Annotated in this window: 16 protein-coding genes; 13 read left to right on the top strand and 3 right to left on the bottom strand. The window is 72.0% G+C overall.

Translation table 11 applies throughout. The features are described 5' to 3' along the window. The first annotated feature begins 34 nt into the window (after positions 1 to 34). Both ABZ939_RS30955 and ABZ939_RS30950 read left to right on the top strand, forming a co-directional pair. On the top strand, positions 35 to 742 hold the full coding sequence (locus tag ABZ939_RS30955) for a helix-turn-helix transcriptional regulator (RefSeq protein ID WP_361862443.1): 708 nt from the start codon (positions 35 to 37) through the stop codon (positions 740 to 742). Between the two features lie 140 nt (positions 743 to 882). Beyond that, positions 883 to 1,566, top strand: a complete 684-nt coding sequence (locus ABZ939_RS30950; RefSeq protein WP_361862440.1) for a glycerophosphodiester phosphodiesterase family protein — start codon at positions 883 to 885, stop codon at positions 1,564 to 1,566. Positions 1,567 to 1,653: 87 nt separating this feature from the next. Here the strand turns inward: ABZ939_RS30950 and ABZ939_RS30945 are convergent, their stop codons facing one another. Beyond that, positions 1,654 to 2,205 carry a GNAT family N-acetyltransferase gene (locus tag ABZ939_RS30945; RefSeq protein WP_361862437.1) on the bottom strand — a complete coding sequence of 184 codons (552 nt, stop codon included), beginning with the start codon at positions 2,203 to 2,205 and terminating at the stop codon, positions 1,654 to 1,656. 145 nt (positions 2,206 to 2,350) lie between these two features. Here ABZ939_RS30945 and ABZ939_RS30940 point away from each other — a divergent pair, with 145 nt between their 5' ends. From ABZ939_RS30940 to ABZ939_RS30925, 4 genes are all read left to right on the top strand, one after another. Continuing rightward, a complete protein-coding gene (locus tag ABZ939_RS30940; protein ID WP_361862435.1) occupies positions 2,351 to 2,920 on the top strand; it encodes a DUF5134 domain-containing protein in 570 nt (189 codons plus the stop codon). 93 nt (positions 2,921 to 3,013) lie between these two features. Further along, the gene (locus ABZ939_RS30935) at positions 3,014 to 3,949 is read left to right on the top strand and encodes a M56 family metallopeptidase (RefSeq protein WP_361862432.1); all 936 of its coding nucleotides are present in this window, start codon (positions 3,014 to 3,016) and stop codon (positions 3,947 to 3,949) included. A 46-nt stretch (positions 3,950 to 3,995) separates the two neighbouring features. Then, positions 3,996 to 4,673: a phosphatase PAP2 family protein gene (locus ABZ939_RS30930; protein WP_361862429.1), complete on the top strand. Its 678-nt coding sequence runs from the start codon at positions 3,996 to 3,998 to the stop codon at positions 4,671 to 4,673. Positions 4,674 to 4,802: 129 nt separating this feature from the next. Further along, the gene (locus ABZ939_RS30925) at positions 4,803 to 5,477 is read left to right on the top strand and encodes a helix-turn-helix domain-containing protein (protein WP_361862426.1); all 675 of its coding nucleotides are present in this window, start codon (positions 4,803 to 4,805) and stop codon (positions 5,475 to 5,477) included. Here the strand turns inward: ABZ939_RS30925 and ABZ939_RS30920 are convergent. After that, on the bottom strand, positions 5,453 to 6,982 hold the full coding sequence (locus tag ABZ939_RS30920; protein WP_361862423.1) for a hypothetical protein: 1,530 nt from the start codon (positions 6,980 to 6,982) through the stop codon (positions 5,453 to 5,455). The genes ABZ939_RS30925 and ABZ939_RS30920 overlap by 25 nt on opposite strands. Positions 6,983 to 7,222: 240 nt before the next feature. Between ABZ939_RS30920 and ABZ939_RS30915 the strand changes: the two genes are divergently transcribed. After that, positions 7,223 to 7,840: a DUF305 domain-containing protein gene (locus ABZ939_RS30915; protein ID WP_361862420.1), complete on the top strand. Its 618-nt coding sequence runs from the start codon at positions 7,223 to 7,225 to the stop codon at positions 7,838 to 7,840. Positions 7,841 to 7,933: 93 nt separating this feature from the next. Further along, positions 7,934 to 9,328: an FAD-dependent oxidoreductase gene (locus tag ABZ939_RS30910; RefSeq protein ID WP_361862417.1), complete on the top strand. Its 1,395-nt coding sequence runs from the start codon at positions 7,934 to 7,936 to the stop codon at positions 9,326 to 9,328. A 44-nt stretch (positions 9,329 to 9,372) separates the two neighbouring features. Here the strand turns inward: ABZ939_RS30910 and ABZ939_RS30905 are convergent, their stop codons facing one another. Then, positions 9,373 to 9,720, bottom strand: a complete 348-nt coding sequence (locus ABZ939_RS30905) for a helix-turn-helix transcriptional regulator (protein WP_361862414.1) — start codon at positions 9,718 to 9,720, stop codon at positions 9,373 to 9,375. 124 nt (positions 9,721 to 9,844) lie between these two features. Between ABZ939_RS30905 and ABZ939_RS30900 the strand changes: the two genes are divergently transcribed. The 5 genes from ABZ939_RS30900 to ABZ939_RS30880 form a co-directional block, all read left to right on the top strand. Further along, the gene (locus tag ABZ939_RS30900; RefSeq protein ID WP_361862411.1) at positions 9,845 to 10,927 is read left to right on the top strand and encodes an NADH:flavin oxidoreductase/NADH oxidase; all 1,083 of its coding nucleotides are present in this window, start codon (positions 9,845 to 9,847) and stop codon (positions 10,925 to 10,927) included. 157 nt (positions 10,928 to 11,084) lie between these two features. Then, the gene (locus ABZ939_RS30895; protein WP_361862408.1) at positions 11,085 to 12,170 is read left to right on the top strand and encodes an exo-alpha-sialidase; all 1,086 of its coding nucleotides are present in this window, start codon (positions 11,085 to 11,087) and stop codon (positions 12,168 to 12,170) included. 34 nt (positions 12,171 to 12,204) lie between these two features. Further along, a complete protein-coding gene (locus ABZ939_RS30890) occupies positions 12,205 to 12,882 on the top strand; it encodes a uracil-DNA glycosylase (RefSeq protein ID WP_361862405.1) in 678 nt (225 codons plus the stop codon). Further along, positions 12,879 to 13,850, top strand: coding sequence for a BadF/BadG/BcrA/BcrD ATPase family protein (locus ABZ939_RS30885; protein WP_361862402.1), 972 nt, complete (start codon positions 12,879 to 12,881; stop codon positions 13,848 to 13,850). Before ABZ939_RS30890 ends, ABZ939_RS30885 begins: the two co-directional genes overlap by 4 nt. An 87-nt stretch (positions 13,851 to 13,937) precedes the next feature. Continuing rightward, positions 13,938 to 14,888 (top strand): hypothetical protein (locus ABZ939_RS30880; protein ID WP_361862399.1); only part of this gene is annotated, 951 nt, incomplete at its 3' end.

The following is a 14,888-nucleotide window of genomic DNA, read 5'->3' as shown; positions in this document are numbered from 1 at the left end:
TATGACTAGTCGTCAGGTCTCGAAGAGGCAAGAGATGCGGCAGGAGACGGAGCACGGTCTGCCCCCGACCGCCTGGGCGGTGCTAGGGCTGCTCTCCTTCCCCGGCGAGCGCACGGGTTACGAGCTGAAGAAGTGGGCGGACGCGTCCGTGCGCTTCTTCTACTGGTCCCCGGCGATCAGCCAGATCTACGCGGAGCTGCGCCGGCTGGAGTCGCGGGGGTACGTGACGTCGGCCCGGTCGGGTCCGGAGGAGCCGCGGACCAAGCGGCGGTACGCGATCACGGACGCGGGCCGGGCGGCGCTGGCCGACTGGGCGGGCGGTGACGGCGGGCCCGTGGTGCTCAAGCATCCGCTGGTGCTGCGGGTCTGGCTGGGGCATCTCGCCGCGCCGGAGCGGCTGCGGACGCTCGTCGAGGAGCACATCGCCCGAACCCGGGGCGAGCTGAAGGAGGTCCGGGACGCGCTGGCCCGCGCGGAGTCCGTGCCGGAGTGGCGCCATCCGGCCCTGGCCCTGCGCTGGAGCGAGCGGCAGCACCTGGCGGAACTGGAATTGGCGGAGTCGATGCTGGCGGACCTGGAGGGCCTGGCGGGCGTGGCGGGCCCGGCGGACCGGGAGGGCCCGGCGGATCCGTCGGCTGTGGAGGGCCCGGCGGACCTCGCGGATCCGTCGGGTCGGAAGGGCCCGGCGGACCCGGCCGATCGGTCGGGCCGGGAGGGACCGGAGGGCAACCTGGCGCCCTGATCATCACGCCGGAGGGGCTCGTTCCGACGGCCCCCCGCGCGTGCGCTTCCTTCTTGCGGCGAAGTCATTAGGCTGCGCGACGAGCCGCACCGGGAGCCCGGAGGGACCTGGGCCCGGACATCGACGGAAGCGAGAAGATCTTGAGTTTCCTCACCATCGGTCATCGCGGAGTCATGGGCGTCGAGCCCGAGAACACCCTGCGTTCCTTCGTCCGGGCCGAGCAGGCCGGGATGGACGTCATCGAGCTGGATCTCCATCTGAGCAAGGACGGCGCACTCGTCGTCATGCACGACGCCGACGTCGGCCGGACCACCGACGGCAGCGGCCCGATCGCCGAGAAGACCCTCGCCGAGCTGCGCGAGCTGGACGCGGGCTCCGGGGAGCGCGTCCCCGTCTTCGAAGAGGTCCTGGACGCGGTACGGGCCCCGCTCCAGGCCGAGATCAAGGACGTGGCCGCCGCCAAGGCGCTCGCGGAGGTGATGAACCGGCGTGACCTGGTGGGTCGCGTGGAGGTCCTCTCCTTCCACGACGAGGCCCTCGCGGAGATCGCCAGGCTGGTCCCCGGGGTGCGGACCGCGCTCGTGGCGGACCTGTGGGACGCCGACGTCGTGGACCGGGCCCAGGCGGTCGGCGCCGGCGCCCTCGTCCTCAACATCCGACATCTCACCCTGGAGACCGTCGAGCGCGCGCACCAGGAGGGCCTGCGGGTCATCGGCTGGGTGGTGAACACCCAGGACCACCTGCGGCTGGTGCGCGCCCTGGAGCTGGACGGCGCGACGACCGACTATCCGGAGATCCGCCGCACCGGCCGCTTCACGGCCTGAGCCGCCGGTCGCGGGCGGCGGACAGAGACCCGCGGCCGTCGCGGGCGCCGGTCCCGGACCAGCGGCCGCGGGTCGCGGGCGGCCGTGTCAGACCAGCGGCTTCACCAGGAGCTCGAACTGCAGGTCGTCCCGCTGCGGGAGGCCGAAGCGCTCGTCGCCGTACGGGAACGGGGTCATCTCTCCCGTACGGCGGTAGCCGCGCCGCTCGTACCAGGCGATGAGCTCCTCGCGCACGGAGATCACCGTCATGTGCATCTCGCGCACGTCCCAGATCTCCACCACGCGGCGCTCCGCCTCGGCGATGATCAAGCGGCCCAGACCGGCGCCCTGGAGCTCGGGGCGGACCGCGAACATGCCGAAGTAGGCGGCCTCGCCCCGGTGTTCGAGCTGGCAGCAGGCGACGACCTCGCCGTCGCGCTCCACCACCATCAGCCGGCTGCCCGGGGTGGTGATGACGGCGCGCACCCCCTCGGCGTCGGTCCGCTGCCCCTGCAGGATGTCCGCCTCGGTGGTCCAGCCGGCCCGGCTGGAGTCGCCGCGATAGGCCGACTCGACGAGCGGCACGAGCACCGGGACGTCGCCCTCGACGGCGTCGCGGTAGACGATCCGGCCGGTGTCCCGGGATGTGGCGGTGTCCATGCTGTTCGGGTCTCCCCTCGGGGCGCTGACGATCCCCCCGAGCGTAACGCCCCAGCGGCGTGCTCCCCCCGCGTACGCCTGTGCGCTCGCGTACGCCGGGCCGGGCGCGGGCATCGACCCCGAGGAGACCCACGGGAGGTGTGCCGTGCACGGACCGGCGTTGTCGGCCTGGCTGTTGCTGACGCTGTGCGGGGCGAGTGGGGTGTACTGCCTGCTGAGAATGCGCCGGTGTGCGGGCGAGGAGCGCAGAACGGCCGGGAGCGAGGCCGTGATGGGCTTCGGGATGGCGGCGATGGCACTGCCCGCGGCCGTTCTCACGCCGCCCCCCTGGTCGTGGGCGGTGTACGCGGCCGTGTTCGGGGTGGCGGCGCTGCGCGCGCTGACGGCGGTCCGGCACGGCGGCCACCATCTGCACCATCTGCTGGGCTCCTTGGCGATGGTCTACATGGCGGTGGCGATGGCGGTCCCGGCGCAGCTCCCCGCCCAGGGAGCGCACGGCGGGCACGCGGCCGGCGGCACCGGAGGCGTGCCCCTCGTGACGGGTGCGCTCCTCGCCTACTACGTCGTGTACGTGCTCCGCGCGGGGGCGCGGCTCGTCCCGGTGGCGGTGCCCGCGGGCGGTCCGCCGGCCGTCTGGGCCAACCGGCCGGAGTTCGCGCTGGTGTGCCGACTGTCCATGGCGCTCGCGATGCTGGCGATGCTCGTGACCCTCTGACCCTGTGACCGAGCGGTGGCGAAACCGTGGCGTACGTCACTTGGCGTGCGCGGCCATACCCCCGAGTAGTACGGCACTCATAGGCTGGACGCCATGTTGGTCTCCCTCGCGCTGCTCGCGCTCGGCGTCCTGACCGCCGCCGTGGCCCCACGGCTGCTGTCACGGTCCGACTGGGCGGAACGCGAGCCCGTGGTGGCCCTCTGGGTGTGGCAGTGCGTGGTGGCGGCGGTGCTGCTGAGCTTCGCGCTGTCGATGACGTTCAGCGCCGCTGCCGCCTGGCAGGTGGTGCGGGGTCAGATCTTCGCGCCCGCGCCGCGCGGGGTGATCGAGGCGTACGAACTGGGCACCCATCAGCCCTGGTCGGCGGCGCTCGCGGTGATCCTGGCCTGCGGCGGGCTGTGGACCGGCGCGATGCTCGGCCGGGAGATCCGGCGGGCGCGGGCGCGCCGTCGCCGGCGCCGTTGCGAACTGCTCGTCCGTGCCCCGCTGTTGCCGGGCGAGGAGCCGGGCAGTGAACGGCTCGTCGTACTGGAGGGCGAGCGTCCGGACGCGTGGTGGCTGCCGGGGGCCGCGCCGCAGCTGGTCATCACGACGGCGGCGCTGCGCCGGTTGAAGGGGCGCCAGCTCGACGCGGTGCTCGCGCACGAGCAGGGACACGCCCGGGCGCGCCACGACTGGCTGCTGCACTGCTCGGGGGCGCTGGCGGGAGGGTTCCCGGGGATTCCGGTCTTCGCGGCCTTCCGCGGTGAGATGCACCGGCTGGTCGAGCTGGCGGCCGACGATGTCGCCTCGCGGCGGTTCGGGCGACTGACGATCGCGCTGGCGCTGGTGGAACTGAACGAGGAGCGCGGGGTGTTCGGGCCAGGTTCCGCATCGGACGCGGATCTTCCGCAGCGGGTCAACCGTCTCCTCTCCGCCGCTCCGCGACTCACCGCGGGCCGGCGGCTGCGGCTGACGGCGGCCGCGGCGTTCGTGCCGGTGGTGCCGGTTCTGGTGGCCTTCGTCCCCGCACTGAAGGTGCTCGGATAGCCCGGGTCTGCGGCGCGCGGGCGCGCGGTTCGGGGAAGATCGGCTCATGCGCTCCTCCGCCTTGGTCTCCGGTGCCCTGGCCGTGCTGCTGCTCGTCCTCGTGGCCGTGGGCTGGTCGCCACTGCTCTCACTGGACCGGTCGATCACCGACGAGCTGCACCGCAGCGCCGTCGCCGAGCCCGGGTTCACGCGGTTCAACCGGATCCTGAGCGACTGGGTGTGGGACCCATGGACCATGCGCGGGCTGATCGCCCTCGCGGTGGTGGTGCTGTGGGCGCTGCGCGAGCGGCTGCTCGCCCAGTGGCTGGCGGCGGCGGGGCTGCTGGCGGCGGGCGTGCAGCAGGGGTTGAAGTGGGCCGTCGGCCGCGCCCGGCCCGGCTGGCCCGATCCGGTCGACTCGGCGCAGTACGCCTCGTTCCCGTCGGGACACGCGATGACGGCGACGGTGACCTGCGGCCTGCTGCTGTGGGTGCTCGCTCTGCACTGGCGGGAGAACTGGCGCGGCTGGAGCGTGATCGCGTCGGTCGCCCTGGTGTCGGTGCTCGGAGTGGGCTGGACCCGGGTCTATCTCGGAGTGCACTGGCCGTCGGACGTGGTGGCCGGCTGGCTGCTCGGCTACTCCTTCGTGGTTGTGTCGATCATCACGTTCCGCAGGTGGGGACAGGACATCGAACGGCCCGGTCCGCCCGGGTCCGGGCGGAGGAGAATGGGAGAAACGCCATGAAGCCGCCTGTCCTGGACGATCCCCCGCGTCGCCCAGAACAGACGGCAAACCCGCTGACCAGCCACGAAGGCGCGACAGCAGGCTGCGATGAGTATATTGGCTGCGAGCCAGTCAACGCAGGAGTCAAGCATGTCCCCGCGTAGCCCATCGGTCAATGAAGAGCTTCGGCGACGCTCTCGTGAGCGATTGCTGGAGGCGACCGTCGAGCTCGTCTCGGAGCGTGGGTACGAGGCGACGACCCTGGGCGACATCGCCGAGCGGGCAGGTTCGGCGCGCGGCCTGATCTCGTACTACTTCCCGGGCAAGCGCCAGCTCCTGCAGTCGGCGGTGCACCGGCTGATGCACCTCACGCTGGAGGAGGCGCTGGAGCGCGAGCCGAGGACCGAGGACGGCCGGGAGCGGATGGCACGGGCCATCGACGCGATTCTGGGGCTGGCCGTGGACCGCCCCGTGCTCATGCGGACGCACATGGCGGGCATCCTGCAGGCCGAGGGGTTCGTGCAGTGTCCGGAGCAGCAGCGGCTGGCGTTCCTGCTGCGGGACACGGTGACGCGGTACGGCTCCGCGAACGTGGACGCGGACTATCCGCTGCTGCGGGCGCTGCTGATGGGCGCCGTCGTGGCGGTGCTGCTGCCGGGGGCCCCGATGCCGATGGCGCGGCTGCGGGCGGAGCTGTTCCACCGCTACGGGCTGGACTGGGAGCAGGGCATGCCGCCGGACGGGGGTCCGCCCGACGGCATGCCCTTCACGGCGTCCGCGTTACGGAGCCGGGTGCCGTATCAGTCCTCGAAGTCCTCGAAGTAGTCCGGCTGGGTCTGGACGTTGAGCTCGTCCATCCGGATGCGCTTCGCCGGGTCCGTACGACGGTCGTCGAGCTTCAGGACGTCGAAGCCCTTCGCGATGTCGTTCGAGTAGATGTAGCCGTTGTAGTAGTACGCGGACCACGAACCGCCCGTGCTGATCTGGGTGGTGGAGAGCGGACCGCGCTCGAAGTAGGCGATCTCCTTGGGCTTGGCGGAGTCGGTGAAGTCCCAGACGGAGACGCCGCCCTGGTACCACGCCTGGACCATGAGGTCCTTGCCCTTGACCGGGATCAGCGAGCCGTTGTGGGCGACGCAGTTCTCGGTGTTCGCCTGGTGGCGGGGGATCTTGAAGTAGCTGCGGAAGACGAGCTTGCGGTTCTTGCCCTTGCCGACGATGTCGTAGATGCCGTCGGCGCCGCGGTTCGGACCCACGGCCTCGTTGCAGGTGGCGCCGGAGCCGCCGCCGAGCTCGTCCGTGAAGACGACCTTGTTGGCCTTCTGGTTGAAGGTCGCCGAGTGCCAGAACGCGAAGTTGACGTTGTCCTGGACCTGGTCGATGACCTTCGGGTGCTCCGGGTCCTCGATGTCGAAGAGGATGCCGTCACCCATGCAGGCTCCGGCCGCGAGGTCCTTGCCCGGCAGCACGGTGATGTCGTGGCAGCCGGTGGTCTTGGAGACACCCGGGTTGGTGGGACCACCCGGGTTGCCGCCGCCGTCCGGGCCCTCGCCCGGGAACAGGACGGGGAAGTTCACGATGGCGGCCTTCTCGGGCGCCTTGCGCGGCACCTTGATGACCGAGATGCCGTCGTGCGGGGGCTGGCAGTCCGGGAACGCCGCGTTGGGCGAGTACGAGGAGACGTAGACGTACACGTCCCTCTTCTTGGGCACCAGCGTGTGGGTGTGCGAGCCGCAGGCGGTCTCGACGGCGGCGACGTACTTCGGGTTGGTGATGTCGCTGATGTCGAAGATCTTCATGCCCTCCCAGGAGGACTTCTCCGTGGCCGGCTGGCTGACGCTGGCACAGGAGTTGTCGCTGCGGGAGGAGTCGGTGGAAAGGAAGACGAGGTTGCCGGAGACGGAGATGTCGTTCTGCGATCCGGGGCACAGGACCTGGGCGACCGTCTTCGGGGCACGCGGGTTGCTGATGTCGAAGATGCGGAAGCCGTCGTAGTTGCCGGCGAAGGCGTACTTGCCCTGGAAGGCCAGGTCGGAGTTCGTGCCCTTGAGTGCATCCTTGGGGATGTTCACGAGGTGCTGGATGTTGTCGCTGTGGACGATCTCGTCCACGCCGGGTATCTCGCCGCTCTGGATGGCGGACCGGGCATCGGCCGCCTGTTCCGAGGAGACGGTGCCCTGCGCGGAGGAGTCACCCGGGTCGGGTGTGGCTGCCGCGGGGCCGGCCGCGAGCAGGCTGACCAGCAGTCCGGCTGCGGCGGTCGCCACACCCAGACCTCTGATCCGTGCGCGCGGGGTACGCGTGGTGCGCGTGGTACGCAACGAAGTCACTCCGTCCTCCCTTGTATCCGTTCGTAGTTGAACGGGTGATGGACCCCGGCAGTATCGTCCTTAGCGTGCACATCTCAACAGATGGCAACACACATGTCATGAATGTTTTTGCTCGATGCCCCTGAGAAGCATGCTAGGAACGGTGCCCCGACGCTTGTCTCTCGTCCCTTGTCCCTCGGTCCCTCGGAACCACCCCTGGAGGTCGCCTTGTTGAACCGCCGTACCCGTGGAGCTGTCGCCGTGGCGCTGAGCGTCGCCGCCGTATGGGCGCTCGCCGCCTGCGAGTCGGCCCCGGACACAGGCGCGCCGCAGAGCAAGGGGTCCACGGGTCCCGCGGTGGTGGCACCGGGGAAGCCGGGCGAACCGGCGCGGAAGATATCGCCCGCCGAGGCATCCCGGCTGCTGCCCGACGACAAGCCCAACGCGGCGGACTTCACCTATGCGCAGATGATGATCGTGCATCACCGGCAGGCGCTCACGATGACCGCGCTCGCTCCGCAGCGGGCCGAATCGGCGCAGGTCAAGAAGTTGGCCGATCGGATCACGGCGGCGCAGAAGCCGGAGATCGACGCGATGGAGGGTTGGCTGAAGAGCAACGGTGGTCCGCGTGAGCAGAGCGGTCACGACCACCACACCATGCCGGGGATGGCGACCGAGGCGCAGCTGACGCAGCTGCGGACCGCGAAGGGCGCGGCCTTCGACGAGCTGTTCCTGAAGCTGATGATCACCCACCACGAGGGGGCCGTGACGATGGCGGCCGAGGTGCTGGGGCAGGGGAACAACGTGCTGGTGGAGGAGATGGCGAACGACGTGATCGCGCAGCAGACGGCGGAGATCAACCGGATGCGCTCGATGTAGCGAAGGGCCGGTCGCGTCTCTCCCCTGCCGGGGCTTCCGGTGCCATGCTGGAAGCCTCCGGCGGGAAACCCCGCGGCGGGAAGGAGTACGACCGTGCTTCGTGTCGCTGTCGTCGGTTCCGGGCCCAGCGGGGTCTACACGGCCCAGTCGCTGGTCCAGCAGTCGGTGGTGCCCGGAGTCCGGGTCGACGTCCTGGACCGGCTGCCCTGCCCGTACGGCCTCGTCCGCTACGGCGTCGCGCCCGACCACGAGAAGATCAAGTCGCTGCAGCAGAACCTGCGGGCGGTCCTGGAGGACGACCGCGTCGAGTTCATCGGCAACGTCGAGGTCGGCGTGCGCGGGCTGACGCCGGCCCGCCTCCTGGAGCTGTACCACGCGGTCGTGTACTGCGTGGGCGCGGCGCGGGACCGCCGGCTCGGGGTACCGGGCGAGGACTTGGCGGGCAGCCACTCGGCGACGGACTTCGTCTCCTGGTACAGCGCGCATCCCGATGCCGCGGGCAACGGTTTCCGTCTGGACGGACGCTCGGCGGTCGTGATCGGCGTGGGCAACGTGGCGGTGGACGTCACCCGGATCCTGGCCAGGGGCGCGGACGAGCTGCGCGCCACGGACGTGCCGCAGGCGGCCCTGGCGGCCCTGGCGGCCAGCGGGGTGCGCGAGGTGCACATGGTGGGGCGGCGGGGCCCCGGGCAGGCCAAGTTCACGACGAAGGAGCTGCGGGAGCTGGGAGCTCTGCCGGGCACGCGGGTGGAGGTGGAGCCGGAGGACCTGGCTCTGGATCCCTCGTTCGCGGACCCGTCGGCGCTGCCGGCCGTGAACCGGCGGAATCTGGAGGTCGTACGCGGGTGGGCGACGGACGCCGCGGACAGGTCCGGGGCCGGAGACGCGGGCGGGTCCGGAGACGCGGGCGCGGCGGAGGCGGCGCGGCGCATCCGGCTGCGGTTCTTCCTGCGGCCGGTGGAGCTGCTGGGCGAGAACGGCCGGGTGGCCGCGGTCCGCTTCGAGCGGACGGAGCCGGACGGCTCCGGCGGCGTGCGGGGTACGGGACGGTACGAGGAGATCGAGGCCCAGCTGGTCCTGCGGGCCGTCGGGTACAAGGGCGTCGCGCTGGCCGGGCTGCCGTTCGACGAGGCCCGGGGGACGGTTCCGAACGAGGCGGGGCGGGTGCTGCGGGACGGAGTGCCGTCGGCGGGCGAGTACGTCGCCGGCTGGATCAAGCGTGGCCCCACGGGCGTCATCGGCACCAACCGCCCGTGCGCCAAGGAGACGGTGACCTCGCTGCTGGCCGACGCGGCGGAGCTGGCCGGCCGGCCGGTGCCCGCCGACCCGGTCGGAGCGCTGCGGGACCAGGGCCTCGAACCGGTCGCCTGGCGCGGCTGGCTCTCCATCGAGCGCGCGGAGTCCGCCCTTGGCCTCTCCCTGGGCCGCGGCCGGGTGAAGATCCCGGACTGGGCGGGACTGCGGACGGCGGCTCGGGAGGACACGTAAGCGCGTAGGGCCGGCGCGAGTCCGCAGGGCCGCTCCCCCGTACGTCAGCCCTCGAGGCGCTCCGCCTGGGCGCCGGCCGCCTGCAGGACGCTGTCGAGGAGGCCGGGGAAGAGGGCGTCCAGGTCCTCCCGGCGCAGTGCGTTCAGCTTGGCGGTCCCCCGGTAGATCTGCTGGATGACGCCGCTCTCGCGCAGCACGCGGAAGTGGTGCGTCGTCGTCGACTTGGTCACCGGAAGGTCGAAGAAGGAGCAGCTCAACTCGGTGCCCTCGCGCGCCATGTCGCTGACGATCCGCAGCCTCACCGCGTCCGACAGCGCGTGCAGGACCCCCTCCAGGCGGATCTCCTCCCGCGCGGGATGGTCCAGGACCCGAGGGTTGGTCGCGGTCGTCACGGCGGCGGCTCCACTTCATCAGGGGTTCGCGCCCATTGTACGAGAGCCCTCGTAGTTTGACAGATGCCGTACTACGAAAGGTATCGTACGAGCACCAGCGAGGTCCCCCGAAACGGAGTCCGTCATGAGCGTCGCCCTGTTCGAGCCCTACACCCTTCGGTCGCTGACCATCCCGAACCGGGTGTGGATGGCTCCGATGTGCCAGTACTCGGCAGAGGTGGTCGGCCCGAACGCCGGCGTCGCGAACGACTGGCACTTCGCCCACTACGCCTCCCGCGCCACCGGAGGTACCGGCCTCGTCCTCGTCGAGGCGACCGCCGTCGCCCCCGAGGGCCGGATCAGCCCCGCCGACCTCGGCATCTGGAACGACACCCAGGTCGAGGCGCTCCGCCGCATCGCCGCCTTCCTCAAGGAGCACGGCACGGTGCCCGGCATCCAGATCGGTCACGCCGGCCGCAAGGCGGCCACCAAGCGCCCCTGGCACGGCCGCGGTCCGGTCGCTCCCGGTGACCACGGCTGGCAGCCGGTCGCGCCCAGCCCCGTGGAGTTCGCCGACGGCTACCCCGTCCCGACCGAGCTGACGACCGAACAGATCCAGGAGATCGTCGGCCGGTTCGCGGACGCGGCCCGTCGCGCCCTGGCGGCCGGTTTCGAGGTCGTCGAGGTGCACGGCGCCCACGGCTACCTCATCGGCGAGTTCCTCTCCCCGCACAGCAACCGCCGCACCGACGCGTACGGCGGCTCCTTCGAGAACCGGACCCGCCTGGCCCTCGAAGTCGTCGACGCCGTACGGGCGGTGTGGCCCGAGGAGCTTCCGGTCTTCTTCCGGATCTCGGCCACCGACTGGCTGGCGGAGCAGGGCTGGACCATCGACGAGACCGTCCGCTTCGCCACCCTCCTCAAGGAGCACGGGGTCGACCTCCTCGACGTCTCAAGCGGCGGCAACGGCGGCCCCGCCGAGATCCCGGTCGGCCCGGGCTACCAGGTGCCGTTCGCGGCCCGCGTGAAGGCCGAGACGGGTCTGCCCGTCGCCGCCGTCGGGCTGATCACGGAGGCCGAGCAGGCGGAGAAGATCGTCGCCAACGGGGAGGCGGACGCCGTGCTGCTCGGGCGCGAGCTGCTCCGCGACGCCTCCTGGGCGCGCCGGGCGGCGCGCGAACTGGGCGCCGAGACCCATGCGCCGAGTCAGTACGCCTGGGCGATCTGAGCCCCCGCTCAGCGCTCGCCCCTCCCTTCGGACATCTCCCCAGGTTGACGCGGAACACGCCTCCGACCTGGGGAGAAGCCCGTTCCGGGGGCCGCTGTCAGTGGTCGGGTGCAGACTGGCCCGTATCCGCGACAACGGCGTCCTGGAGGTGTCGGCCATGCCCGACGTAGTACTGACCGTAGGCACACGCAAGGGTCTGTTCATCGGCCGAAGGCGCGACGGCCGGTGGGAGTTCGACGATCCCCACTTCAACGCGCAGGCGATCTACTCGGTCGCCATCGACACCCGGCCGTCCACGCCCCGGCTCCTCGTCGGCGGCGACAGCTCCCACTGGGGCCCGTCGGTCTTCCGCTCCGACGACCTCGGCGCCACCTGGACCGAGCCCCCGAAGCCCGCGGTCAAGTTCCCCAAGGACACGGGGGCTTCGCTGGAGCGGGTCTGGCAGCTGCACCCCGCGCCCGAGCACTCCCCGGACGTCGTCTACGCGGGCACGGAGCCCGCCGCCCTGTTCAGGTCCGTCGACGGCGGGGAGTCGTTCGAGCTGGTCCGCCCCTTGTGGGAGCACCCCACGCGGTCCCGCTGGGTGCCCGGTGGGGGCGGCGAGGCCGTGCACACGATCCTGACCGACCGGCGCGATCCGGAGGCGGTGACGGTCGCGGTGTCGACGGCCGGGGTGTTCCGCTCCCGGGACGGCGGGGCGAGCTGGAACCCGTCCAACCAGGGTGTGTCGGCGGTCTTCCTGCCCGATCCGAACCCGGAGTTCGGGCAGTGCGTGCACAAGATCGCGCAGGATGCGGGCGATCTGGACCGGCTCTATCTGCAGAACCACTGGGGTGTGTACCGCAGCGACGACGCGGGGGCCAAGTGGACCGACATCGGTGCCGGTCTCCCCTCCGACTTCGGCTTCACCGTCGCCGCGCACCCCCACCGGCCCGATGTGGCCTATGTGTTCCCCATCAACGCGGACGAGGACCGGGTGCCCGCCGGGCACCGTTGCCGTGTCTACCGTACGAGTGACGCGGGGAGCAGCTGGGAGCCGCTGACGGCCGGACTGCCCGAGGGCGACCACTACGGCACGGTGCTGCGGGACGCGATGTGCACGGACGACGGGGACCCTTCGGGTGTCTACTTCGGCAACCGCAACGGCGAGGTGTACGCCAGCGCGGACGACGGAGACAGCTGGCAGCTGCTGGCGGAGCATCTGCCGGACGTGCTGTGCGTGCGCGCGGCGGTGATCGCGTGAGAGGCCGAGGGGTTGCGCCAGTAGAGTGACGCCCGTGGCAGCACGACCGTTGAATGAGATCGTCGAGCCGGGGTGGGCGCACGCGCTCGCGCCCGTGGCCGAACGCATCGCCGCTATGGGCGATTTCCTGCGTCAGGAGATCGCCGCCGGGCGGACCTACCTGCCTGCCGGAGCGAACGTCCTGCGGGCGTTCCAGCAGCCCTTCGACGAGGTGAGGGTCCTGATCGTCGGCCAGGACCCGTATCCGACGCCGGGGCACGCGGTGGGCCTGAGCTTCTCCGTGGCGCCGGAGGTGAATCCCGTACCCCCGAGCCTGGACAACATCTTCCGGGAGATGCACACCGATCTGGGGCTGCCCCGGCCCTCGAACGGCGATCTGACGCCCTGGACCCGTCAGGGGGTGCTCCTGCTCAACAGGGCGCTCACCACGGCTCCGCGCAAGCCGGGCGCCCACCGCGACAAGGGGTGGGAGGCCGTGACCGAACAGGCCATCAGGGCGCTGGCCGCCCGCGGGAAGCCGCTGGTGTCCGTGCTGTGGGGGCGTGACGCGCGCAATCTGCGTCCCCTGCTCGGCAACCTGCCGGCGATCGAGTCCTCGCACCCCTCGCCGATGTCGGCGGACCGCGGTTTCTTCGGGTCGCGGCCGTTCAGCCGGACCAACGAACTGCTCCTGCGCCAGGGGGCGCAGGAGGTGGACTGGCGGCTGCCGTGACCGACGGGGCCTGGGTCGTCGGGGTCGACTCGGGCGGGTCCGGGCTGCGGATCGCCCTGGGGCGGCCGGCGGACGGGATCGCCGTGGAGACCGTGACGTCCCGTGAGCCCGTGCGGACCGGTCCCAGGGGGATCGAGGCGGCCCATCTTCTCGCGCAGGTGCTGCCCGCCGTCGAGGCGATGCGGGACCGCTCCGGGGCCGGGCCCGTGGTCGCCCTGGCGGTCGGTGCCGCCGGAATGGCGACGCTCGGCGACGAGTTGCGCGCCGTCCTGCCCGGCGCTCTGGACCAGGCGCTCGGGGTACGACGCCTGGCGCTGGCCGCCGACGCCGTCACCGCGTACGCGGGAGCCCTCGGGCAGCGGCCCGGGGCGGTGGTCGCGGGCGGCACGGGTCTGATCGCGCTCGGCACGGATCTGACGACGTGGCGCCGGGCCGACGGCTGGGGCCATCTGCTCGGCGACTGCGGCAGCGGCGCCTGGATCGGCCGGGCCGGTCTTGAGGCGGCGATGCGGGCCTTCGACGGGCGGCGCGGCGGTTCGCCGGCGCTGCTCGCACGGGCCGAGGAGCGGTTCGGTCCCGCCGCCGGACTGCCGGGGGTGCTGTATCCGCGACCCGACCGGCCCGCCGTGCTGGCCTCCTTCGCCCCCGACGTGGCCGACTGCGCCACGGCCGGCGACCCGGTGTCGACGGGGATCCTGCGACAGGCAGCCGTGCATGTGGCCGAGGCCGCGGCCGCCGTGTGCCCGGCCGGAGAGGCTTCCGAAGTGGCTCTGACGGGCGGTCTGTTCAAGATGGGCGACCCGCTCCTCGTGCCGCTGCGCGCGGAGCTGGCCGAGCAACTGCCGCACGCCCGCCGGACGCCGGCGGCCGGGGATCCGCTCGCCGGGTCGCTCGCCCTCGCCGGCTGGCTCGCCATGGACACGCTCCGCCTGCCCACGGAGCCTCAGTTGCTGCAATTGACCCGGTAAACGACGGTTCGGACAAAGAGGGGCAGATAACGCTCTGCTGCACCTCACCGCACTGCGCGCCGGACAAAACCAGTAACATGCGGCGCCATGAGCTCCCCCACTGGGCCTGCTTCCGGCCTGCCTGTACGAATGCCGCGACCCCGTCAGCCCGGACGGCACCGTCGCCCCGAACCCGTGGCGGCTCCCGAGGGCGCTCCCGCACTCGTCCTCGCCGTCCCCGGCACGCCGTCGGCCGCCATACGCTCGCTGGCCGAGGAGGTCGTGAGCATCGCCCGTTCCGAGCTGCCCGGCCTGGAGGCCGTGATCGGCTACCTGGACGGTGACGACGCCGAGTACCCGACCCTCGGAACCGTGCTGACGCGGGCCGAGACGCTGCGCACCGAGCGGTACGAGCTGGCCATGGCCGCCGGCCGCGAGGTCAGCGCCCCCGAGGGCCCGGCCGCCGTCGTGGTGCCGCTGCTCGCCGGCCCGGACAGCGCCCTGATGCGACGCATCCGCCAGGCCGTGATGGACAGCGGCAACGTCGCCGAGCTGACGGACGTCCTCGGCCCGCACCCGCTGCTCGCCGAGGCCCTGCACGTGCGCCTCTCGGAGGCCGGTCTGGCCCGCGCCGACCGCGCCCGGCTCTTCACGGTGGCCACGGCCGCCGACGGCATCGTCCTGGCCACGGTCGGCGGCGAGGAGGCGGTCCAGGCCGCCGGCATCACCGGCATGCTCCTGGCCGCCCGGCTGGCCGTCCCGGTGATGGCCGCCGCGCTGGACCAGGAGGGCTCCATCACCGCGATCGCCGAGCAGCTGCGCGGCTCCGGCTCGGTGCAGCTGGCGCTCGCCCCGTACCTGATCGGTCCGGAGCTGGCCGACGGCCTGCTCGACGCGGCCGCCAAGGAGGCCGGCTGCGCCGCCGCCGAGCCGCTGGGCGCCTACCCGGCGATCGGCAAGCTGGCCAGTAGGCAACCTCGACCAGCGGCATTACGCTGCGTCCATGAGCATGCTCACACCCCCCGGAATGGGCGGAAAGTACCGCATCACGGGGGACAA

Source organism: Streptomyces sp. NPDC046712, assembly GCF_040645695.1.
Lineage (GTDB): Bacteria > Actinomycetota > Actinomycetes > Streptomycetales > Streptomycetaceae > Streptomyces.
Note: the sequence above shows the minus strand (reverse complement) of the source record. Positions and strands in the feature narration are given on the sequence as shown.